Here is a 21222-nt window from a genome sequence, read left to right as displayed (position 1 = left end):
AATCTCAGATAGCGATTATGGCCAATTCCATTGAGCATATGGACGACCCCCACATTGATCAGGCATCGCGTGCGATGAAGGCGATGTCACACCCCTTGCGTTTAAAAATTCTTTGCGTACTGGGCGACAAAGAAGTCAGCGTGCAGGATATCGTTGAGCAGGTTGGTACGACTCAGTCGAATATTTCCCAGCACCTGGCTCTGATGCGGGAAAAAGGTGTGCTGCGTACCCGTAAAGATGCCAATCGGGTTTACTACCGTGTGGGTGATTTACGTACGCTGGAAGTGATTGTTATGTTAAGAAACGTATTCTGCGGCTTTTAAATTCTTACATCGCGTATTTTTTACGCGATGTGATTGCTGTAATTTTGCTGATGATTAGCGCGTTAATTCTTTTAAATAATTCTCCAACTTTTCTTTTTTGAGTCTTCCCAGCTCAATTGCAACTCGTTCACCTTTTGCATTGTATATTGCGGTAAAGGGTAATCCGCCAAGCTGATTACCTTCTTTACGCATTAATTCCATTGCATTGGCTTCCCCAAATAAAACCGGATAATTTATTCCGTATTGCTTTGAAAATGCAGCGACATCTTTTTGCTCGTCGATGGCTACGCCAATAAACCGCACTTTCCCTGCATATTGTTTTTGTAATGCAATAAATTCCGGGATTTCTTCTCTGCAGGGGCTGCACCATGTTGCCCAGAAATTAATAATGAGCGGTTTACCTTTCCACTGAGAAAAAGACTGTGTTTTGTTTTGTAAATCAGGAAGTTGGGCTGAAAAAACAGCACTTTCCGCCTGGACAAGGCCACTGAGTAAACTCAAGATAATGAAATATTTTTTCATTGTTTTTCCTGTTGAAGCCGTTCTAAAGTGGCTTTAAAGGCCGCCGGATTTTGATAGCCAATCACGCGTTCATTCAGAAAATGGCCATTACTTCCCGTAAATAAAATTGCGGGGGGGGCAAACAGCCTGAACCGCTTTAACAGCGCCTGATCTGCAGAATTGTTTTGTGTGACATCGGCCCTGAGTAAAACCATGCCTGCTAAGGTTTTTTGAATGTCCGGATCGCTGAGTGTATCGCGTTCAAATTCTTTGCATGCAATACACCAATCAGCATAAAAATCGAGCATCACCATTTTGCCATTGGCCTGATTAATTGCCTGATCTAATTCCTGCTCTGATTTAATTGTGGCAAAGTGCAGGCCGTTTTCTGCTCCTGATTTTTCCCATAAGGGCCTTGCAACCCATACGGCCATTGCCATAAGTAATACACCGAATACAATTTTTACTCCGCGCATGATGCGGCCGGAAAGCCTTGGCAGGATGCTTCCGCCGAAAGCACCAATCGCGAGCAGAGGCAGGCCAAGGCCCAGTGCCAGCATATAAAGTGCGCTGCCGCCCAGCAGTAAATCGCCGGTTTGCCCCAGATAAGCCAGCGCTGCAGCTAAGGGTGGGGCGATGCAGGGGCCAACAATCAGTGCGGAGAGGGCCCCCATGGCAAACACCGAAGTAAATTGGCCACCCGGCAAGCGGTTTGACCATTCATTCATTTTACTTTGAATGCTGCCGGATAATTGCAGGTCAAATAAGCCAAACATTGCCAGCCCCATGAGGACAAAAAACAGGGCGAACAGTGCAATAACAAAAGGTTGTTGTAAGGCTACAACAAGTAAAGTACCTGTTGCCGCTGCCGCAATCCCGATCAGTGTGTAGCTCAGCGCCAGGCCTTGTACATAGGTAAACGTCAGTCCCAGGGCGCGCATTTTGCCTTGCTGACCATTGCCCAGCACGATGCCGGATACGATAGGGATCAGGGGGTACATACATGAGGTAAGGGCAAGTGCAATGCCTGCCAGAAAAAACACGCTTAGTGTGGCAAGAAATCCGCCGCTGAAATAAACATCGGCCCCGCCGGGGCCGATTTCAGCAGGAGCCGTACTTTTACCAAACAGCTGATCCAGCGCATCTTTTGGCGGCTCACCTGGTTTTAGAATCTGTGTCTGAGGCGGATAGCAAACGCCCACCTCGGCGCAGCCTTGGAATTTTGCAGTAATGGCCGCATTTATGGGAAATGGGGTGCTGGATTTGATTCGTACCGAGGTGTCGTGCTTGTACACCTGCACTTTGCCAAAGCTGGGGTCATTTTTTTCTGTGCCCGCAGGCAGCTGGGGCTGGATAGTCTGATCCGCTTTAAAAGTAATCCGGTCACGGTAGAGGTAATAACCCGGTGCCACTTTAAAACGCGCTTCCAGAGTATGGTCATCAATCTGTACCATGTAAGCCTGAAACGCTTTTTCAGGAGCAAGTAAATCATTTGCAGCATGGGCTGTGCCCATCAGGGCAAGGAAAAATAAAATAATACGCAGCATCATGCCTGTACCTCTTTACTAAGCCAGCTCAGATAGGCGGGTAATCCCGCTACAGGGCTCAGGGCGATAATTTCGACGACTTCATAAGGGTGATTTTCCTGCAGCCAGGCCTCTAAAACCGGATAAGCGGTTTGGGTCGTTTTAATCAGCAGGGGAACTTCCTGCGCGATTTCGATTCTTTCATTCCATCGGTATGTAGATTGTACTGGCGCCAATTGGTTCACACAGGCAGCCAAACGGGCTGTTACAAGGCCGGTGGCTAAACGATTTGCTACATCCTCGTCCGGGCAATTGCACAGGACGATCAAAATATTTTCTGGAGTTGTCATGCCTTACCTGCTGTTATTACTTTTTGTGGCGTACCCGATTGCTGAAATTATCACGATTGTTTTACTGGCAAAAGCCATTGGTACTTTTTGGGTCGTGCTGTGGCTGATTGCGGCTTTTTTTGGCGGCCTGCTGATGTTGCGCCATCATAAATTAGCGGTGGGTGCGGCTTTATTTGGCGACTTACGCTCTGGCCGCTTGTCGGTTCACAGCTTGTTTGCAGTGGCCCGTTATTACATTGCTGCCGTTTTATTATTACTGCCCGGTATTTTGGGCGATGTGGTTGCGCTGGTTTTACTGTTGCCTTGGGGCAAGCTGGCAGGAAAAAATGCCGCTTCCCCGGCTGCAGGCACATATTCTTCGCCCGGTGCCGCGGGTGATGTAATCGATGGTGAATATCGCCAGGTAAAGCCTGATGCGGATCGCTTACAAGGTTAATGAGTTAATTTAAAAATCGCCGCCGGCTGCTGCCTGCGGCGATTTTTTTTATTTCAGCATAATCATGCTGACGCCTTGCAAAATAATCTGCTCTAAGCTGGGCACAATAACATTCAGCACCAGCTGAATGGCCAGAATCAGCACCAGAGGCGTGATATCCACACCCCCAATAGGTGGGATAAAGCGGTGTAAGGGGCGCAGAAAAGGTGCTGTCAGTGCGGTAAGAATCGGCATCAGCGGGTTATACGGCGCAAGCCAGGACATCAGTGCCTGGCCGATCACAGTAGCAAACAGCAGATATAAAGACATCTTGCAGATTTCAAGCAGGGCTGCCAGTGCCAGTGAAAACAGTGAAAACGGCGCTGTAAAGTCAAAAGGCCATGGAGATAAGGCCAGTAAGACGGCATGCATCAGCAGGGCCACCAGCCAGGAGAGCATCAGGCTGGCGCTATCCAGCCCGTGAAAAGGCGGCAGGATACGCCTGACAGGGATCACTGCCCAGTTGGTCAGCGATAAAACAAACTGAGTAAGCGGGTGCTTGAATGGAATCCTTGCGGCCTGCAAGAAAAAGCGGGCCAGCAAAAGCAGAATAAAAAATTCTGATAAATTACGAATTAAAAAATTGAATGTGTTTGCAAGCATTGTAAATCCTCAGACTTCAAGACTGCGTGTGGATTCTTCCCCCAACTCGCGGGAGCGGGCAGCCGCGGCAGAAGCTGCTGCAATAATGGTTGTGCGTACCTGGCTGGTTTCAAGTGCATTAATGGCCCGCTCAGTGGTGCCGCCTTTGGAGGTCACTTTCTGCCTTAAGGTAGCGGCATCGTCCTCGCTTTGCAGCGCGAGTTTTACGGCTCCTGCAAAGGTCTGGTAGGCCAGCTTACGGGCAATTTCCGGGCCAAAGCCCTGAGCGCGGGCTGCAGCTTGTAAGGCTTCCATAAAATAGAATACATAGGCGGGGCCAGAGCCCGAAATTGCCGTGATTCCATCGATATCACTTTCTTTTTCTACCCAGACCATTTCGCCAATGGCAGCCAGCATGCGCTCGGTTAATTCCCGGTCTGCAGCATTCACTTCGCTGGTTGCATAGGCCCCGGACATCCCTTCCTGAACCAGCGCCGGGGTATTAGGCATGACTCGTACAATGCGCGGATATGCATCCAGCCACTGCGAAAGGGTTTCTACCCTGATACCTGCGGCAATGGAAATAACGAGCGCACCATTGATTTGCTCTCGCAAAGATTTGGCTACAGCTTGTAATTGCTGTGGTTTTACTGCGAATAAAATAGCCTCGCTTTGAGGGAGCGCCGTTTCCGGATCGCTGCAGCTCACGCCAAAATCGGCGCTCAGCTGTTCCCGCTTGAGTGCATCAGGTTCAACCACATGAATCTGAGCGGCTGTAAAGCCCTGTCTGATCATGCCGCCTATCATCGCGATGGCCATGTTTCCGCCACCGATAAAAGTGATTTTCATAAATTCCTTACACTGGTTGGCCCAAAAAAATCATGCATTACCTGGTCTGTTTTGTTTGATGCCTGAGGGCAGATATAAATACGGCACTCAGGCAGATCAGACACTAAAGTAATGATGAATTATCCGGATAGCTGCGGGCGCCGAATAATGCGGTTCCTACCCGCACGAGGGTAGAACCCTCGCTAATGGCGGTTTCTAAATCACCGGACATTCCCATCGATAAAGTATCTGTGTCCATGCCTGCGGTGATTAGCTGATTTTGTAAATTTCGCAGAAGAGTAAACTGCTTTGCCAGCTGCGTTAAGTCTTGCGTAGATTCGGGAATACACATTAAACCCCGCAATTTTATACGAGGTAATTGACAGATTTTTGTCGCCAATGCCATGCATTCATCAGGAGCAACACCTGATTTAGAGGCTTCACCCGATACATTGACCTGAATGCAGACATTTAAATCGGCCAAATGTTCCGGACGCTGTGCAGAAAGCCGCTCAGCAATCTTTAAACGATCGACAGAGTGCACCCAATCTGCCAACTCTGCCACAGATCGGGTTTTATTGCTCTGTAAGGGGCCGATAAAGTGCCAGATGATTTCATTACAATCGCTTAAAGCTGCATGTTTATCTATTAACTCTTGAACATAATTTTCGCCAAAGGCGCGCTGTCCACATGAATACAGCGATCTGATGGCATCACTAGGGAATGTCTTACTCACGGCCAGTAAGCTGATCGAGCTGCTTTGTCTCTGACTGGCGGCGGCGGCTTTTGCAATGCGCTCTTGCACACCTTGCCATGCTGTAAATATCGTTGCCATAATGGGTTATCAACTCTTGTGTGTGCTCTGTATCAGACGGGGCTTGAACAGATTTAATCATCTGTTTTGTCAGCAGGTCTTCTTTTGAGTGTTTATAAAAGAGGACATTGTTGGTTCGGGTGATATGTAGAGGATTTTTGAAGCCGGGCTTCTTAAATTTAAAAATTCTCTAGATATGGCCAAAACGTGCTTTTCTGCAGTAGATCAGTCTTCAGTCCGACAGGCTGCTTGGGCATTATTACGCGAAAACCTATTATGCGGACAGGATTAAACAATGGAAATCTCAGAATTATTAGCTTTTACCGTAAAGAATAAGGCATCTGACTTACATCTCTCCTCTGGTTTGCCTCCGATGATTCGGGTAGACGGGGATATTCGCCGGATTAATACGCCCGCTCTCTCGCATAAAGACGTGCACGATATGGTGTACGACATCATGAACGACGGCCAGCGTAAGATTTACGAAGACACCCTGGAATGCGATTTTTCTTTTGAAATACCGCGTTTAGCGCGTTTTCGGGTGAATGCCTTTGTGCAAAATCGCGGGGCAAGTGCTGTTTTCCGGGTGATTCCATCAGATATCAAAACACTGGAAGAGCTGGGCTGCCCGCGTATTTTCCAGGAAATTGCCGAAACACCACGGGGCCTCGTACTGGTTACCGGCCCGACCGGATCGGGTAAATCAACTACCCTGGCGGCGATGATTAACTATATCAATGCCAATGAATATGGCCATATTTTAACGGTTGAAGACCCGATCGAGTTTGTTCATACCTCGCAAAAATGCCTGATTAACCAGCGCGAAGTGGGGCCGCATACCATGAGCTTCTCTAACGCTTTGCGCTCTGCTTTGCGTGAAGACCCGGATGTGATTCTGGTTGGGGAAATGCGCGATCTGGAAACTATTCGTCTGGCACTGACGGCTGCTGAAACGGGGCATTTGGTGTTTGGTACCTTGCATACGTCTTCTGCCGCTAAAACAATCGACCGGGTGGTTGACGTATTCCCGGCCGCAGAAAAAGAAATGGTGCGCTCGATGTTGTCCGAATCATTACGTGCGGTTATTTCACAAACCCTGCTAAAAAAGAAAGAAGGCGGGCGTGTGGCTGCGCATGAAGTGATGATTGGTATTCCGGCGATTCGTAACCTGATTCGTGAAAATAAAATTGCGCAAATGTATTCGGCGATTCAAACCGGATCGCAATTTGGTATGCAAACACTGGATCAGTGCCTGCAGGGTTTATTGCAGCGCAACATTATTTCTTTACCTGAAGCAAGAATGAAAGCGGCGATTCCTGATAATTTCCGCGGTTGATTTAATTCAGATCAGAGGCAATGGTGGTATAAGCGTGGTATTTACTTAAATCATGATTGCCTTTTTTTTAGTCATAAACCCGTTAAGCAATTGGCTGCAATGTGATTCTTGAAGCGTTTGGCATGTTTTTTTAATCACATTACTTATTAATCAAGTAAGATACCGCTGGTTTAATAATAATGACTTCACAGCCTTTTGGTTAACGCATAGCGGAAAAAGAAAAATGGAAAAAGAACAGGCCGCAAAATTTATGCATGATCTTTTGCGGCATATGCGTGGCAAAGGCGCTTCAGACTTATTTATTACTTCTGAGTTTCCGCCTGCGATGAAGATTGATGGGAAAGTAACGCCTGTTTCCAATCAGATTTTAACGGCTCAGCACAGTAAAGAATTAGCACGGGCGATTATGAATGATCGCCAGGCTGAAGACTTTGAAGCGAGCAAAGAATGTAACTTCGCTATCAGCCCCGGCCAGCTTGGCCGCTTCCGGGTGAATGCATTTATGCAGCAAGGCCATGTGGGCATGGTGCTGCGTACTATTAATTCTGAAATCCCTTCCCTTGACGATTTAGGCTTGCCGCCGGTGCTGCGCGATATCGCCATGGCTAAACGCGGGCTGGTGATTTTTGTGGGCGGTACGGGATCGGGTAAATCGACTTCGCTCGCCGCCATGATTGGCCATCGCAATGAGCATGGTTATGATCACATCATTACCATTGAAGATCCGATTGAATATGTGCATGCGCACAAAAACTGTATTGTGACCCAGCGTGAAGTGGGCGTTGATACTGATTCCTGGCAGGCTGCGCTTAAAAACACCTTGCGCCAAGCTCCTGATGTGATTCTGATTGGTGAGATTCGTGATCGCGAAACTATGGATTACGCCATTGCTTTTGCTGAAACCGGCCACCTTTGCATGGCTACCTTGCATGCTAACTCGGCCAACCAGGCGCTGGACCGGATAATTAACTTTTTCCCTGAAGAGCGCCGTCAGCAGCTGCTGATGGATTTGTCTTTAAACTTGCGCTCATTTGTATCGCAGCGCCTGGTTCCGCACCGTACCGGCAAAGGCCGCGTGGCCGCTGTAGAAGTGATGCTGAACAGCCCCTTGATTTCAGAATTGATTTTTAAAGGTGAAGTTCACGAAATCAAAGAAATTATGAAAAAATCGCGCGAGCTTGGGATGCAGACCTTCGATCAGGCCTTATTTGATCATTATGAAGCCGGAAAAATCACTTACGAAGATGCTTTGCGTAATGCTGATTCGGTGAATGATTTGCGCTTGAGTATTAAGTTGCAAGGTTCTGAGGCTAAACACACTGATATTCTTTCTGGCCTTGATCATCTTGATATTGTTTAAACCTGCTTATGCGACTTATTCAATTTTTAATTTGTTCAAGTTTACTTGTCCAACCTGCGCATGCCGCCGTACTGGGTGATATTCAGCTTCGGTCTGCGCTGGGTGAACGCTTTAATGCCCAGATTAATATTATTGCCAACGAAAGTGAGGAGCTGGGCACTCATTGCTTTCGGCTGTTGCCTGCCAGTGAAGCCAGCACCGCGCATTTTAGTGCCCGCTTATCGTTTGAATCGAATGAAAATGGCGGTGTGCTTACCTTAAGAGGCGATGAGCCTTTGCAGGAGCCTCTGCTTAATTTCTCGATTCGTTTGCGCTGCCCCAGCGAAAAAAGTGCAAGTTTTCAGCGTGATTACAATGTTTTACTCGACCCGCGTGAATACCGGGGCAAGCAAAGTGCTGATTTAGCACCGCTTGCTCCTGCACCCCGCCGCAATTTGCCTGCCTTTTCAGGGGTCTGGCAAAGCCAGGAGGGCGATTCAGTAGAGCGGATTGCCCGCGCCTATTTTCCACAGGATAGGGCCAGCAGGGCCCGGATGGTGGATGAGATTTACCGCTTAAACCCGGATCTGGCGCAAAACACCCATGCCCGCTTGCCGCTGAATACCGATGTGAGGCTGCCTGACCGTAAGCGATTACTATCTAATGCGGCTGTCAGTGATGAGAGGTCGCCCGAGCCTGAAGCGCAATTGCTTGCGCCAGCCAAAGAGTCTTTACAAATTACCGCGCCTACTTTGCCCCGCCTTGCGCAGGGCGGCTTTCAGCTGCGTTTATCCGAGTCGCTTTTATCCAGCCAGACAAAAACACCTTTAAGCCCGGATGAAAGCTTGCGTGCCCGGGAGCGCTTGCAGCTTTTGGAGAGCGATGATCAGGCCGCGCAGCTACTGCAGTTTAAATATCAGATCAGCCAGCTGGAAAAACAATTAGCAGCCGTCCAGGGCAGATCTCAAACAGAAATACCCAGTGATAACACGCCTGTTTTTTCCGGAATTAATCGCTTCAGCTGGCCAAGCGCCTGGTGGCTGCTGCTCTTATTGTTTATTCCCCCCATTTATTTAATGCAGCGGCAGCGCCGGATTGCGCAGGCCGATATGGATATTTTTCCGCTGGGGCAGAATGCATACAGCTCTGGGGCGGGGGGCGTACCGCTGAGTGAGCGGTTTATGGACGCGGTGCCAGACCGAAGCCTGCTGATGGGGGCGATGAGCAATTTTTCTCAGGCTGCATCAGACTGGAGCCGGGATGATGTTGATGTGGTACAGCCCAAAAATGTGTCAGAAGAAGCGCAGATGCTGCTGGATCACGGCTTGGTTACGCAGGCCGTAAATCTGTTGAAAAGCGAGATTGAGCAGTATCCAAGCTCTTTAGCTTTATGGATGATGCTGTTTGATGTGTATGTGACTCAGGGTATGCGTCAGGAGTTTCAAAACAGGGCCGTTGGCTTTCGCCTGCAGTTTTCCAGCGATGGGCTGTGGCAGCAAGTGCAGGGTATGGGCAGGGCTTTAGATCCGGATAACCCGCTTTATTTGTCTCTTGATGAAACAGCCAGCCCGCTGATGTTTGCCCAGGAAGGCATGAGCTTTGCAGTGCCTGAAAGCAAAATTGAACATGTGGATTTTGCAACCGGTGAGCTGGTTGAGTATAAACCAGACCCCTGGCGCAGTGTGCCGGAGCAGATCGATTTTTCTGTAGAAATGCCTGATCCCTTATCTTCGCTTGAAGTCAGGCTGCCAGAGATATCCGGTTTGGATTTATCCTTTTTCCAGACCGAAGACCCGGTTTTACAGTTAGTGGTAGAGCATCTGGAGCAGCAGGACATATACGGTGCCTGCCAGACGCTGGAGCAGCTGCTTTACCGCGGCACGATGGAACAAAGGCAGACTGCTATCAAGTGGCTGGATGTGCTGATTCCATTACAAATCTGAGTGCGCTCCATGTGGAAGTGTGCGTTGCAGGATTTAAATGAATAAAAAACGGCTTAAGCATGCTTAAGCCGTTTTTTATTTAAACCACGGCTGGTCACTACAGCGTTTGGTGCGCCGCTAAAGTTTTAGCCAGATACTGCCCGGTATGGCTTTCTGTGCAGGCTGCTAACTCTTCTGGTGTGCCGCTCATTAAGATACGCCCGCCTCCCGCGCCGCCTTCTGGCCCCAGATCAATCACCCAGTCTGCAGTCTTCACCACATCCAGATTGTGCTCAATCACCACCACGGTATTGCCGTGCTCGCGCAGGCGATGCAATACCGCCAGCAGCTGGTCGATATCATGGAAATGCAAACCGGTGGTTGGTTCATCCAAGATATACAGCGTGCGGCCGGTATCGCGTTTGGATAGCTCCAGCGCCAGCTTCACCCGCTGCGCTTCACCACCAGACAGCGTGGTAGCGCTTTGGCCTAAGCGGATGTAATCTAGGCCCACATCGGTCAGCGTTTTAAGCTTACGCGCTACCGTGGGTACGGCAGTAAAGAATTCCAGTGCCTGCTCGACGGTCATCCCCAATACTTCGGTGATGTTTTTTCCTTTGTAGAGCACTTCCAGCGTTTCGCGGTTGTAGCGTTTGCCGTGGCAGACATCGCAAGGCACGTACACATCGGGCAGAAAGTGCATTTCTACCTTCAGTACGCCATCGCCCTGGCACGCTTCGCAGCGGCCACCTTTTACGTTAAAGCTGAACCGCCCCGGCCCGTAACCTCGCTCGCGGCTGGTGGGCACGCCGGCAAACAGCTCACGAATCGGCGTAAACATGCCGGTATAGGTGGCAGGATTAGAGCGCGGTGTGCGGCCAATGGGTGATTGATCGACGTTAATCACCTTATCAAAGTGATCCAGCCCGCTGATGCTTTCAAATGGTGCTGGCTCGCCCGATGCACCGTTGAGCTCTTTCGCTGCAATGGTATACAGCGTGTCATTAATCAGCGTAGATTTACCCGAGCCTGATACGCCGGTGATGCAGACAAATAAGCCCACTGGCAGCTTAAGCTCAACTTGTTTCAGGTTATTACCCGAAGCGCCTTTCAGCGACAGCCATTTTTCCGGATCAGGCTGGCGGCGCTCTGCTGGCACAGCAATCTGCCGTGCGCCGGATAAAAACTGCCCGGTAATTGAGCGTGGCTCGTTCATGATGTCTTCCGGGGTTCCCGCAGCCACCACTTCACCACCATGCACGCCTGCGCCCGGGCCCATATCCACCAGATAATCGGCCATACGGATCGCGTCTTCATCGTGCTCAACCACGATCACGGTGTTGTCCAGGTCGCGCAGATGGCGCAGCGTGCCCAGCAGGCGATCGTTATCGCGCTGATGCAGACCAATCGACGGCTCATCCAGCACATACATCACGCCAGTCAGGCCGGAGCCAATCTGGCTGGCCAGACGAATCCGCTGTGCTTCACCACCGGAGAGCGTATCGGCACTGCGATCAAGGCTGAGGTAATCCAGGCCCACATTGACCAGAAAGCCGAGGCGCTCACGAATTTCTTTCACAATTTTTTCGGCAATCTGCGCTTTGGCGCCGGTCAGTGTTAAAGCACCAAAGTAAACGGCCGTGTCTTTGAGTGCCATGCGGCTGACTTCGTGCAGATTGCATTCACCAACACGCACATTACGCGCTTCTACACGCAGCCTTGCGCCTTCGCAATGCGGGCAGGGCTGGTTGTTCTGGTATTTGGCGAGTTCTTCACGCACAGCCATGGAATCGGTTTCAATATAGCGGCGCTCCAGATTGGGGATAATCCCTTCAAAAGCGTGCGAGCGGGAAACCTTATTGCCGCGCTCATTCATATAGGTGAAGGCAATTTCCTCAGTGCCCGAGCCATGCAGGACGGCTTGCTGTACTTCTTCAGTCAGCTCTGTCCATGCTTCGCTGACATCAAAGCCATAGTGCTCAGAAATACTGGTCAGCATCTGGAAATAAAACTGATTACGCTTATCCCAGCCCTTAATCGCGCCCGCTGCCAGGCTTAAATCGGGGTGAGCCACCACGCGCTTAGGATCAAAGAAAGTGATCTGCCCAAGGCCTTCGCACTTAGGGCAGGCGCCCATGGGGTTATTAAACGAGAATAAGCGCGGTTCCAGCTCCGGCAGGCTGTAGCTGCAAATCGGGCAGGCAAACTTGGCAGAGAACCAATGCTCTTTACCGCTGTCCATTTCTAAAGCAATGGCGCGGCCTTCGGCGTGGCGCAGGGCGGTTTCAAAGGATTCGGCAAGGCGTTGTTTTACGTCTTCGCGCACTTTCAGCCGGTCCACTACCACTTCGATGGTGTGTTTCTTGTTTTTATCCAGCTTAGGCGTTTCATCCAGCTCACAGATTTCGCCATCGACACGTACACGCACAAAGCCCTGCGCGCGCAGCTCGTCAAACAGATCAACGTTTTCGCCTTTTTTGCCGACCACAACCGGTGCCAGCACCATGAGTTTGGTTTCTTCCGGCAGTGCTAAAACGTGATCAACCATCTGGCTGACGGTTTGCGATTGCAAAGGCTGCTTATGCTCGGGGCAAAATGGCGTGCCGACGCGGGCAAATAAGAGGCGCAGATAATCGTGGATTTCCGTCACCGTACCCACGGTAGAGCGCGGATTATGACTGGTGGCTTTTTGTTCGATGGAGATCGCAGGGCTAAGGCCTTCGATCAGATCGACATCGGGTTTTTCCATCAATTGTAAAAATTGCCGTGCATAAGCGGATAGCGATTCCACATAGCGACGCTGGCCTTCGGCATAGAGGGTATCAAACGCCAGAGACGATTTACCCGAACCGGAAAGGCCTGTAATCACAACTAAGCTGCCGCGTGGCAGGTCGAGATTAACGTTTTTTAAATTGTGCGTGCGAGCGCCGCGAATGCGAATTTGCGGGGCTTCGGATGATTCGATACGACGGTACGACATAAAGGCCGGTATCTGCAGTAAAGAGGAATCAGATAATATACCGGACTTTCCTGTTGAAAGTGTGTTGGAAGCATTTACTTGACCATTACATTTGCACTGAAACGCCATGGTTTACTTGTTTTTATGCCCGCGCGTCAGGTAAGGATGTCATTCCAACACGCCAGAGCCCACTTCAAATTGCTGCCATGAATCCAATAGAACTACGTGCCTCGCTTGGCTTAGCCGGGCTTTATGCCCTGCGTATGCTGGGAATGTTTCTTATTCTGCCTGTGTTCGCTGTTTACGCAGGCAAACTACCCGGCGGAGATAATCATACGATGGTCGGTTTGGCGTTTGGCGCTTACGGCCTGACGCAAGCCTTATTGCAACTGCCTTTTGGTATGTGGTCAGACCGGGTTGGCCGCAAGAAAGTCATCTATATTGGTCTCGCCCTGTTTGCGGTGGGCAGCGTGATGTGTGCCATGGCCGATCATGTGGCCTGGCTGATCGTCGGCCGTGCGGTGCAGGGGGCAGGGGCAATCTCGGCGGCGATTACCGCACTGCTGGCTGATTTAACCCGCGAAGAAAACCGCACCAAGGCTATGGCGATGATTGGTGGCAGTATTGCCAGCACCTTTGCGATTTCTTTGGTGGCAGCACCCACCCTGGCGGCGTGGATTGGTTTGCCGGGTATCTTCCTGCTGACGGCGCTGCTGACGATCGCCGCGATGATAGGCGTGCGGCAAATTATTCCTGATCCGATTGTTTCGCGCTTTCATTCTGATGCAGAAATCAGCGCCACCCGTTTGCCTGCAGTATTACGCCACCCGCAGTTATTACGCATGAACTACGGTGTATTTGCCCTGCATGCGGCGCAAATGGCCATGTTTACCGTGATGCCCTTGCTGTTGACTAAGCTGGGTGGTGTTAGTCTGGAGCATCATTGGTGGGTCTATTTGCCGGTGGTGCTGGTCAGCTTTGTACTGATGGTGCCGGCGGTGATTTATGGTGAAAAAAAACAACACCTGAAAGAAGTGTTTATTTTTGCCATCAGCCTGATGCTGCTGGCCCAGCTGGGTATGGCGCTGTATATGCCCAATCTGGCCATGATTGTGGTCTGGCTGTCGGTGTACTTTATTGCCTTTAATATTCTGGAAGCCACTCAGCCCAGCCTGATTTCCAAAATTGCCCCAAGCGATGCCAAGGGCACGGCAATGGGTGTCTATAATACCTGCCAGTCTTTAAGCATGTTTTTAGGCTCGGCCATTGCGGGCTGGCTGTATCAGCAGCATGGCAGTGTGACGGCGATCTTTTTGCTTTGCGCTGCTCTGATGGTGATCTGGCTGTTTTTTGCCGCAGGCATGCAACCGCCGCTGCCGGTAAAAACACAAATGTTCCACATCGGCGATAATTGGGCAGGCGATGGGCAGGCACTGTCTGTTAAACTTGCCGCAATTGACGGCGTGAAAGAAGCCGTCGTTTTGATTGATGAACGCGTGGCCTTGCTGAAAGTCCTGCAAACCGGCTGGGACGAAGCTGCGGCGCGGCAACTTATTGAAGAGACGGCTGGTTTGACTGCCCCGTCTGCCCTGTAAAAGATAAAACAAGAGATAAACCAATGGCTTCATTGAATAAAGTAATTCTGATCGGTAACCTGGGCAAAGATCCTGAAAACCGTTTCCTGCCATCGGGCGGCGCAGTGTGTAATTTCAGCATTGCCACCACCGAAAGCTGGAAAGACAAAGCCACCGGCCAAAAGCAGGAAAAAACCGAATGGCACAATATCACCATGTACAACCGCCTGGCCGAAATTGCCGCGCAGTACCTGAAAAAAGGCTCATCGGTTTACATCGAAGGCCGTCTGCAAACGCGTAAATGGCAAGATAAAACCACCGGCCAGGACCGCTACACCACCGAAATCATCGCCGACCAAATGCAAATGCTAGGTGGCCGCTCCGGCGGTAACAGCGCACCGGCAGACAGCGGCTATGACGATGGCGGCTTTAACCAGCAGCCCGCATACCAGCAAGCCGCCCCAGCCCCGGCCCGCCGCCCAGCACCCGCACCTGCTGCCGCAGCACCGAAGAGCTTTGATGATTTTGAAGACGATATCCCGTTTTGAGGTTTACCTCAGAGTGATTTTGTAAAGTAATACCAAAAAAGCCTAGCGTTTGCTAGGCTTTTTTGTTTCTATCGAGGAATTTTTTTGTAAAGATTTTCTTGTCTTTTATTGGAAATGCAATACATTGAAAATGGTATAAATTTGCTGCTTGGAATGAGTTGCCAATGCACTTGAAAAACTATCGAATCAAGAGTTTTGTAATGCAAAGTGGGGAGAGGTATTGCTTGTTGCTCAATAAGGCAACAGGGATGCCAATGCACTACCCAAACTTATATCTAACTACGCAAGTGCGGAATAACTCGAACTCAGTTGCAGCGATGGAGGCAGCCCTGTCAGGTATCAATGTTCTATTGAGCTATTGTGACGACCACCAGATCAATCTATCTGAGCGATTTATGCAGAGTAAGTTTTTCTCCATAAGTGAACTGGATGCCATCCGAGATTATTGTCAGCACAGTTTTGCTAGGGAGAAGGCAAATTCACACTGTAATGAGATCGATATTAATCGTAAGTCTGGGCTCAAATCAGTCAAGAAAACTGGGCTAACAAACGAATACATACGCTTAACACATATAGCTAAGTATACGGAGTGGCTGGCGACTATCCTGCTTACAGGCCTAATTGAGCGAAAGACAATGCTTGATATCGTCAAAATGAAGAAAGGTTTTGAATCTCGGCGACCGTTCAACAAGGGACGTAACCAAGTCGGGCGGGAAAAGGGGCTTGTCCGGAAACAGGAGGCTGTATTACTTGAGATCATCCAGCCTGGTTCGGAGCGGAATCCTTTTGAAAATCAGTCCATTCAGATCCGCAATCAACTGTTGATTATGCTGCTGCTTCATCTGGGTATTCGCAGTGGTGAATTGCTCAATTTACGGGTGTCAGATATTGACTGGGGCAAAAATCAGATAGTCATTGCGCGTCGGGCGGATGAGAAGAATGACCCTAGACGTCGGCAACCTTTGGTGAAAACACTTGATCGGCGATTGCCGATGAAAGACACACTTGTTCAGGCCATTCATCGGTATGTTGTTCAGTTTCGTAGCAAGGTGCCCGGTGCGAGGAAACATGAATATTTATTGGTAACACACAAGTCTGGCCCAACGCAGGGGCAACCGATGTCAAAGTCGGCATTAATCAAAGTCATTAATCTGCTTGCAGATGCAACACCCGAACTTATCAGTCTGCATGCTCATGAGCTTCGTCATACTTGGAATAATCGTTTCTCTGAGTTCATGGATGCAAGCGATGACTCGTTTACACCGGAGGAGCAGGAAGCGCAACGTTCCTATTTGCAGGGCTGGAAGCCTTATTCAGGAACTGCGGCGACCTATACCAAACGCTTTACACGGGAAAAAGCTTTGGAAGCCAGTCTAAAGCTCCAAGAAGATATGACCAGAGTCCCAGAGAATTTGCCAAATGATAAATAAAAGTCTTGCTGACGTAGTGCATGGCACTGATGTTGACGGAAAGTCTCTAGTTGTCAGAGGCGATACCCAATGTCAATCTCTTGGGGGTTACTGGTTTGATGAGCGCGAAATTTTCTGGGTGTTAGCTAAAAATATCAAGGTGAACGTGGGCAGCGTATCAAAACTTTTTGATGTGAACTGGCAGGATGGTTATAGAAAGTCGCTTTCGTATTGCGCAAAAACTATGTCGGCGAATCATGTAAAAAACATAAATTCGAGAATGAATGCGTTTCTTCGCGTTATGGTTACGCGAACAATTACTACTACTGCTCTTATAAATTATCGGTCCACCCTGACAAGAGAAACAGAGCACCATCTTGGAGCCCTTCGTGGTTTCCTCTACAAATGGCACAACCTTGGCCATCTTGGAATCAGTGATGATGTCATTGATCTACTGAAAAGCTGGACGCTCAAGGGGAACATTAAGGGCGATGCAGTTAAGCGATTAGACCCCACTGAGGGGCCGTTAACAGATAACGAACTGTTGGCCTTCAACGAAGGTGTAGTCAGAGCTTTTGAACAAGACAAAATCGCGTTGGCTGAACTGGCCGTTTGCTTGTTGATTAGTCATACCGGCCGGCGCCCAAAGCAGATTTTTCACATCAAGCTCAGCGACCTCGACGGAACGAAAACGAATAAAAAGGGTGAGCCGATGTTTCTCATCCACATCCCCAGAACAAAACAGCGCGGCGAGGTTTTTCGAGATAGTTTCAAAACGTTTGCGATGACTCAGGAACTGTGGATCGTTCTTAACGCACAACGAAAAAACAGCATTTCATCGATTGAGCGGGTCTTGGGGTACGAACTTCAAGAGGCAGATCGTGCTGCATTACCCTTGATCCCGGATTTAGTGGCGTTTGAAGGTGTTACGTCCGTCGTTGAGCTTCGCTCCTTGCTTGCTACTGACCACCTGCATTTACCATCAGCGCAGATGACGGCAATCTTGAAAAAGGCTGTGGTTGCAGGAGAGATCATCTCCGAACGAACAGGTGAAATGCTCGGAGTTATTGCGACCAGATTTCGTTATACCAAGGGTACACGGGCTGCGCGAGAAGGTTTCGGTGTAATGGTTATCGCCGAATTACTGGATCACTCAGATATCCAGAACGCGGACGTTTATACCAAAAATATTCCCGAGCATGCTCGTGCACTGAATAAGGCTATGGCCTTGCAGTTGGCACCCTATGCGCAAGCTTTTCAGGGCGTTCTAGTTGATCGTGAATCGGATGCAATGCGTGGCTCTGATCTGCCTAATCGCATCAAGTTCAAAGGGCAAAGCATGGCGACCTGTGGGCAGTACGGGTTTTGTGGTGCGAATGCGCCAATACCCTGTTACACCTGCAATCATTTTCAGCCCTGGCTTGATGGCCCGCATGAAGAGGTTCTTGCCGACCTGCTTTCAGAGCGAGAGTGTGTGCGGGAAGTTACTGGTGATATGGCAATGGCAGCGGTAAACGATTGGACTATTTTCGCAGTAATTAATGTCATCCAGCGATGTGAAGCACGTCGAACTGAATTGGCGATGGCGGCATCGAAAGCAGGTCAATGATGGCTGATCTAAAACACTTCTCGCCAAAGTCGGAGCTATCAGCATCTGAAAATCTCGCCGAGTTCATTCGCATGTGCAGGTATGACTTGACTGTTTTTGGATCTAGATTGAGTTGGGATGACACTAGTTGGCCTAAGGCAGCCAATTTCACAAAACTTGGTGTTAAGAGCAAAGGGTATGGTGAGTCTGATCGAATGAATGAAGTATTCATCGATTTTGCAAAATCATACTTTCGCTATCAGCAAGGGCATCATCCAACCGGGACCAAGAATGAGTCCAAGGCGTTGCGCGTGATAGAAGCCGCCTTATTGCAAGTTCATGGGACTGCAGCTATTACTCGATTGGATACGGTAGTTCTGGATGAGGCCGCCGCTCTGGCTAGAGGGCACTATTCGCCAATTGCGGCTTATCATTGCGGGCGAGAGCTTCAAAAGTTGGCTTGTTTCGTTTCTGAGAAGAGCATGATCCCTTCTGACCTTAGTACCTGGAAAAGTCCAATTAAAAAGCCGAGTGATATCAGTATCCAGACAGGAACAAAAGCAAAAGAGATACAGGAAAAGAAGCTGCCGAACCAAGCCGCCTTGGGTGCATTGGCTGAAATTTTTGCGAACAATCCGACTGATCCTAAAGATATTTTTACATCGAGTACCTTTGCTATGACGATGTGTGCACCTGTGCGTATATCTGAGATTTTGGATTTGCCAGTGGATTGCGAAGTTGAAGAGCGAGATACTGATGGAGCCATTCAATACGGATGGCGTTTCTTTTCGGGCAAGAGCTACGAAGGGGATATAAAGTGGATACCTGAGGTCATGGTTCCAATCGCAAAAGAGGCCGTACGACGTATCCGTGTCCTTACTAGTAAACCAAGGCAACTTGCCGAATGGATTGGGAATAATCCAAGTACGCCTTATCGACACGAGCAATGTCCTGATGTTGCAGATGATGAACCACTTACTATGTTCCAAGTGTGTGCATTCTTAGGGTTTAAAAGTGAAACTCGGAAAGATTGCAGAACTGCCCTTTGTAATATAAAGATCACGGCAAAGGACGGTGTACACACCTTAAATCGTCTTTGGCAGCAAACAATAAACGATCAACCGGATGGTTTTCCTTGGTTAAATATTGAAAAGAAAATCAGGTACAGCAATGCCCTCTTTTGCATGTCTCGCAACCTCATTGGCTCCCAACGGGGAACAAGCCCAGTAATTCTTTGGGCTCCAACCAATAGCATCTTCAATAACGACCTTAGTCCGCGTGAGAGTTTGCCTGGTCATCATCAAAGCATCTTTGACCGATATGGGTTCAAAACAGGAAATGGCGATCGTTTAAAACTGACCTCCCATCAGGCTCGTCATCTGCTCACTACGCTCGCTAATCGTGGCGGCCTGACGCAAGAGCAGCTTGCCAAGTGGGCTGGGCGGGCAGATAAAAAGCAGAACCGTGTCTACAACCACATGAGCGAATGGGAGATGGTTGCCAAGGCAGAAGCTCTGGATACCTCTCTTACGCTTTTTGGCCCGAAAGGTGAGGTGAGTCAGCATGTTCCTGTGTCAAAGCAGGAGATCAATTTGATGGAGCGGGGGGCGATGCATGTTAGCCTATGGGGGGTGTGCGCTCACGACTTCATCATGTCACCGTGCGAAAAATTTCGCGATTGTCTCAATTGTGAAGAGCATGTTTGTATCAAAGGTCAGGGCAAGGATAACTGTGAGCGATTAACACGTATCAAGATGCGCTTGGCTCAGGTAGAGAAGGATTTCACTGAGGCTCAGGCTGCCATCAGTAATGGGTATGCTGGTGCCGATAGGTGGTATGAGTACCATCTCAAGACCTTAGAGCGGCTACGACAACTCGTTGAGATTCTGGAAAGCGCCCAGGTTCCAGATGGAGCACAGATTAAGTTGTGTGATGGCAAAGACTACAGTCACCTGCGCCGGGTGATCAGGCTCAAGGTGGTTGAATCGGGGATTGTAGAGCAAAAAGTGCCGGATACCGCGCTGCTTTCCAACCTTTCGCGATTGTTGGGTGATAGTTATGGCTAAACACTTGAAGCAGACTGATGTCGATGCAATTGTGGATATTATTCGCGGTTGGCTGGCTGATAAGCTTACTTGGGACGAAGTTTGCGAAGCCTCAGCAAAGGTCATTGGAAAAACGCCAACCAGGCAGACTCTCAATGCTCACACGGCAATCAAGGACGCTTATTCCGCCAAGAAGTCTGGTCTGAAAATCCATGGACCAAGGACGGCGATGCCAAGTAGCTTAGCTGTGGCTGCACAGCGTATCGCACGACTTCAGACCGAGAACGACGAGTTGAAAATGAAGAATGACATGTTGCTCGAGCAGTTCGTTAAGTGGCAGTACAACGCTTACAAGCATGGGCTTAAAGAACACCAGCTTAATGCGGAACTTCCTCGAATTGACCGGGAGCGAACCGAGGATGCTAAATGATTGCTAATCTGTTGATCAAGAATTGGGGGCTCTGAATCGTCCCGGGTTTTCTAGACACTTCCGAGCCGTTCGAAATACTGCTTTTCATACTCTACTGGTGATAACCCATTATTGAAACTATGGCGTCGCCTGGGGGTGAAAACATCTCGATATAATTGAACACATCTCGACGCGCATCCTCTCGGTTAAGGTAGGTTTGTTGTTTGATTCGTTCCCGCTTCAATAGCTGGAAGAAACTTTCCGCGACCGCATTGTCATGGCAATTACCTCGCCGACTCATGCTCGGCTTTAGATTGTGCGCACGCAGTAAGTCTTGCCAATCATCACTACTAAATTGGCTACCTTGGTCCGAATGCACTAAGACCTCTTGCTTGGGTTGACGCCGCCAAACTGCAATTAATAAAGCTTTAATCGCCAATTCACGGTCCATCCGTGCACCCATCGACCAACCTATAACTTGTCTTGCCGAATTTCATCTTGGCGTGCACTTGTTTGCGCATGTTCTGGCAAAGGCGTGGCATAGCGTTTAATCCAGCGTAAGCGCCCAGCCCTCCCATCTAAACGCCCTTTCCTTTTTTCGTCATGCTGAGGTTTTTATCAAGCAGGAGGATTTATGGGGGATTTGCAGACGCGGCGCGGGGAGTGGCTACTGCGCGTGGCTCAGTGGCGGGAG

At 49.4% G+C, this 21222-nt stretch carries 18 protein-coding genes and 1 pseudogene; 11 read left to right on the top strand and 8 right to left on the bottom strand.

All coding sequences use genetic code 11. The annotated features are described in order from the left end of the window. The first annotated feature begins 17 nt into the window (after positions 1-17). Positions 18-323: a helix-turn-helix transcriptional regulator gene (locus tag CSQ88_RS09730; protein ID WP_046352391.1), complete on the top strand. Its 306-nt coding sequence runs from the start codon at positions 18-20 to the stop codon at positions 321-323. 54 nt (positions 324-377) lie between these two features. On the opposite strand, the gene CSQ88_RS09725 is transcribed toward CSQ88_RS09730, so the two are convergent. From CSQ88_RS09725 to cutA, 3 genes are read right to left on the bottom strand one after another with little or no spacing between them, the layout of a single operon-like run. After that, a complete protein-coding gene (locus CSQ88_RS09725; RefSeq protein ID WP_099397911.1) occupies positions 378-845 on the bottom strand; it encodes a TlpA disulfide reductase family protein in 468 nt (155 codons plus the stop codon). Beyond that, a complete protein-coding gene (gene dsbD / locus CSQ88_RS09720) occupies positions 842-2374 on the bottom strand; it encodes a protein-disulfide reductase DsbD (RefSeq protein ID WP_099397910.1) in 1533 nt (510 codons plus the stop codon). Before dsbD ends, CSQ88_RS09725 begins: the two co-directional genes overlap by 4 nt. Next, on the bottom strand, positions 2371-2700 hold the full coding sequence (cutA, locus tag CSQ88_RS09715; protein ID WP_099397909.1) for a divalent-cation tolerance protein CutA: 330 nt from the start codon (positions 2698-2700) through the stop codon (positions 2371-2373). The genes dsbD and cutA overlap by 4 nt, the downstream gene beginning before the upstream one ends. Between cutA and CSQ88_RS09710 the strand changes: the two genes are divergently transcribed. After that, positions 2699-3136 (top strand): FxsA family protein, encoded by a 438-nt coding sequence (locus tag CSQ88_RS09710; protein WP_099397908.1) that lies wholly within the window; start codon positions 2699-2701, stop codon positions 3134-3136. The two genes, cutA and CSQ88_RS09710, sit on opposite strands and share 2 nt — an antisense overlap. A gap of 48 nt (positions 3137-3184) precedes the next feature. On the opposite strand, the gene CSQ88_RS09705 is transcribed toward CSQ88_RS09710, so the two are convergent. The 3 genes from CSQ88_RS09705 to CSQ88_RS09695 all read right to left on the bottom strand — a co-directional run bounded on the left by CSQ88_RS09705 (position 3185) and on the right by CSQ88_RS09695 (position 5420). Continuing rightward, positions 3185-3778: a YggT family protein gene (locus CSQ88_RS09705; RefSeq protein ID WP_099397907.1), complete on the bottom strand. Its 594-nt coding sequence runs from the start codon at positions 3776-3778 to the stop codon at positions 3185-3187. A gap of 9 nt (positions 3779-3787) precedes the next feature. After that, positions 3788-4606, bottom strand: a complete 819-nt coding sequence (gene proC, locus CSQ88_RS09700) for a pyrroline-5-carboxylate reductase (RefSeq protein ID WP_099397906.1) — start codon at positions 4604-4606, stop codon at positions 3788-3790. Between the two features lie 103 nt (positions 4607-4709). Further along, positions 4710-5420 carry a YggS family pyridoxal phosphate-dependent enzyme gene (locus CSQ88_RS09695; RefSeq protein ID WP_099397905.1) on the bottom strand — a complete coding sequence of 237 codons (711 nt, stop codon included), beginning with the start codon at positions 5418-5420 and terminating at the stop codon, positions 4710-4712. 274 nt (positions 5421-5694) lie between these two features. Between CSQ88_RS09695 and CSQ88_RS09690 the strand changes: the two genes are divergently transcribed. The 3 genes from CSQ88_RS09690 (at position 5695) to CSQ88_RS09680 (ending at position 10017) form a co-directional block, all read left to right on the top strand. Then, positions 5695-6735 carry a type IV pilus twitching motility protein PilT gene (locus CSQ88_RS09690; protein WP_099397904.1) on the top strand — a complete coding sequence of 347 codons (1041 nt, stop codon included), beginning with the start codon at positions 5695-5697 and terminating at the stop codon, positions 6733-6735. 223 nt (positions 6736-6958) lie between these two features. Further along, on the top strand, positions 6959-8095 hold the full coding sequence (locus CSQ88_RS09685) for a PilT/PilU family type 4a pilus ATPase (protein ID WP_099397903.1): 1137 nt from the start codon (positions 6959-6961) through the stop codon (positions 8093-8095). Between the two features lie 8 nt (positions 8096-8103). Continuing rightward, positions 8104-10017, top strand: a complete 1914-nt coding sequence (locus tag CSQ88_RS09680) for a FimV family protein (RefSeq protein ID WP_099397902.1) — start codon at positions 8104-8106, stop codon at positions 10015-10017. Between the two features lie 97 nt (positions 10018-10114). Here CSQ88_RS09680 and uvrA read toward each other — a convergent pair whose 3' ends face one another. Then, entirely contained in the window at positions 10115-12976 is a 2862-nt protein-coding gene (gene uvrA / locus CSQ88_RS09675) for an excinuclease ABC subunit UvrA (protein WP_099397901.1), read from the bottom strand. A gap of 185 nt (positions 12977-13161) precedes the next feature. On the opposite strand from uvrA, the gene CSQ88_RS09670 reads away from it, so the two are divergent. From CSQ88_RS09670 to CSQ88_RS09645, 6 genes are all read left to right on the top strand, one after another. Beyond that, positions 13162-14550 (top strand): MFS transporter, encoded by a 1389-nt coding sequence (locus CSQ88_RS09670; protein WP_099397900.1) that lies wholly within the window; start codon positions 13162-13164, stop codon positions 14548-14550. Between the two features lie 23 nt (positions 14551-14573). Continuing rightward, positions 14574-15077 (top strand): single-stranded DNA-binding protein, encoded by a 504-nt coding sequence (ssb, locus tag CSQ88_RS09665; RefSeq protein ID WP_099397899.1) that lies wholly within the window; start codon positions 14574-14576, stop codon positions 15075-15077. 248 nt (positions 15078-15325) lie between these two features. Then, a complete protein-coding gene (locus CSQ88_RS09660) occupies positions 15326-16507 on the top strand; it encodes a site-specific integrase (RefSeq protein ID WP_180273616.1) in 1182 nt (393 codons plus the stop codon). Further along, a complete protein-coding gene (locus CSQ88_RS09655; RefSeq protein WP_143449456.1) occupies positions 16497-18095 on the top strand; it encodes a site-specific integrase in 1599 nt (532 codons plus the stop codon). The genes CSQ88_RS09660 and CSQ88_RS09655 overlap by 11 nt, the downstream gene beginning before the upstream one ends. Next, positions 18092-20140, top strand: coding sequence for a hypothetical protein (locus CSQ88_RS09650; RefSeq protein WP_218963057.1), 2049 nt, complete (start codon positions 18092-18094; stop codon positions 20138-20140). Before CSQ88_RS09655 ends, CSQ88_RS09650 begins: the two co-directional genes overlap by 4 nt. Beyond that, positions 20133-20549 (top strand): hypothetical protein, encoded by a 417-nt coding sequence (locus CSQ88_RS09645; protein ID WP_099397896.1) that lies wholly within the window; start codon positions 20133-20135, stop codon positions 20547-20549. Before CSQ88_RS09650 ends, CSQ88_RS09645 begins: the two co-directional genes overlap by 8 nt. A 50-nt stretch (positions 20550-20599) precedes the next feature. On the opposite strand, the pseudogene CSQ88_RS09640 reads toward CSQ88_RS09645, so the two are convergent. Then, positions 20600-21015 (bottom strand): annotated as a pseudogene (locus tag CSQ88_RS09640) (DDE-type integrase/transposase/recombinase); the annotation flags it as partial. Positions 21016-21222 lie beyond the last annotated feature (207 nt).

Source organism: Iodobacter sp. BJB302, assembly GCF_002735645.1.
GTDB lineage: Bacteria > Pseudomonadota > Gammaproteobacteria > Burkholderiales > Chitinibacteraceae > Iodobacter.
Note: the sequence above shows the minus strand (reverse complement) of the source record. Positions and strands in the feature narration are given on the sequence as shown.

Coding starts and splice junctions, on each gene's coding strand:
- ssb (WP_099397899.1), top strand. CDS start 14,574: ATGGCTTCATTGAATAAAGTAATTCTGATCGGTAACCTGGGCAAAGAT.
- CSQ88_RS09695 (WP_099397905.1), bottom strand. CDS start 5,420: ATGGCAACGATATTTACAGCATGGCAAGGTGTGCAAGAGCGCATTGCA.
- dsbD (WP_099397910.1), bottom strand. CDS start 2,374: ATGATGCTGCGTATTATTTTATTTTTCCTTGCCCTGATGGGCACAGCC.
- CSQ88_RS09680 (WP_099397902.1), top strand. CDS start 8,104: ATGCGACTTATTCAATTTTTAATTTGTTCAAGTTTACTTGTCCAACCT.
- CSQ88_RS09690 (WP_099397904.1), top strand. CDS start 5,695: ATGGAAATCTCAGAATTATTAGCTTTTACCGTAAAGAATAAGGCATCT.
- CSQ88_RS09655 (WP_143449456.1), top strand. CDS start 16,497: ATGATAAATAAAAGTCTTGCTGACGTAGTGCATGGCACTGATGTTGAC.
- uvrA (WP_099397901.1), bottom strand. CDS start 12,976: ATGTCGTACCGTCGTATCGAATCATCCGAAGCCCCGCAAATTCGCATT.
- CSQ88_RS09705 (WP_099397907.1), bottom strand. CDS start 3,778: ATGCTTGCAAACACATTCAATTTTTTAATTCGTAATTTATCAGAATTT.
- CSQ88_RS09685 (WP_099397903.1), top strand. CDS start 6,959: ATGGAAAAAGAACAGGCCGCAAAATTTATGCATGATCTTTTGCGGCAT.
- CSQ88_RS09730 (WP_046352391.1), top strand. CDS start 18: ATGGCCAATTCCATTGAGCATATGGACGACCCCCACATTGATCAGGCA.
- CSQ88_RS09645 (WP_099397896.1), top strand. CDS start 20,133: ATGGCTAAACACTTGAAGCAGACTGATGTCGATGCAATTGTGGATATT.
- CSQ88_RS09650 (WP_218963057.1), top strand. CDS start 18,092: ATGATGGCTGATCTAAAACACTTCTCGCCAAAGTCGGAGCTATCAGCA.
- CSQ88_RS09660 (WP_180273616.1), top strand. CDS start 15,326: ATGCCAATGCACTACCCAAACTTATATCTAACTACGCAAGTGCGGAAT.
- CSQ88_RS09670 (WP_099397900.1), top strand. CDS start 13,162: ATGAATCCAATAGAACTACGTGCCTCGCTTGGCTTAGCCGGGCTTTAT.
- cutA (WP_099397909.1), bottom strand. CDS start 2,700: ATGACAACTCCAGAAAATATTTTGATCGTCCTGTGCAATTGCCCGGAC.
- CSQ88_RS09710 (WP_099397908.1), top strand. CDS start 2,699: ATGCCTTACCTGCTGTTATTACTTTTTGTGGCGTACCCGATTGCTGAA.
- CSQ88_RS09725 (WP_099397911.1), bottom strand. CDS start 845: ATGAAAAAATATTTCATTATCTTGAGTTTACTCAGTGGCCTTGTCCAG.
- proC (WP_099397906.1), bottom strand. CDS start 4,606: ATGAAAATCACTTTTATCGGTGGCGGAAACATGGCCATCGCGATGATA.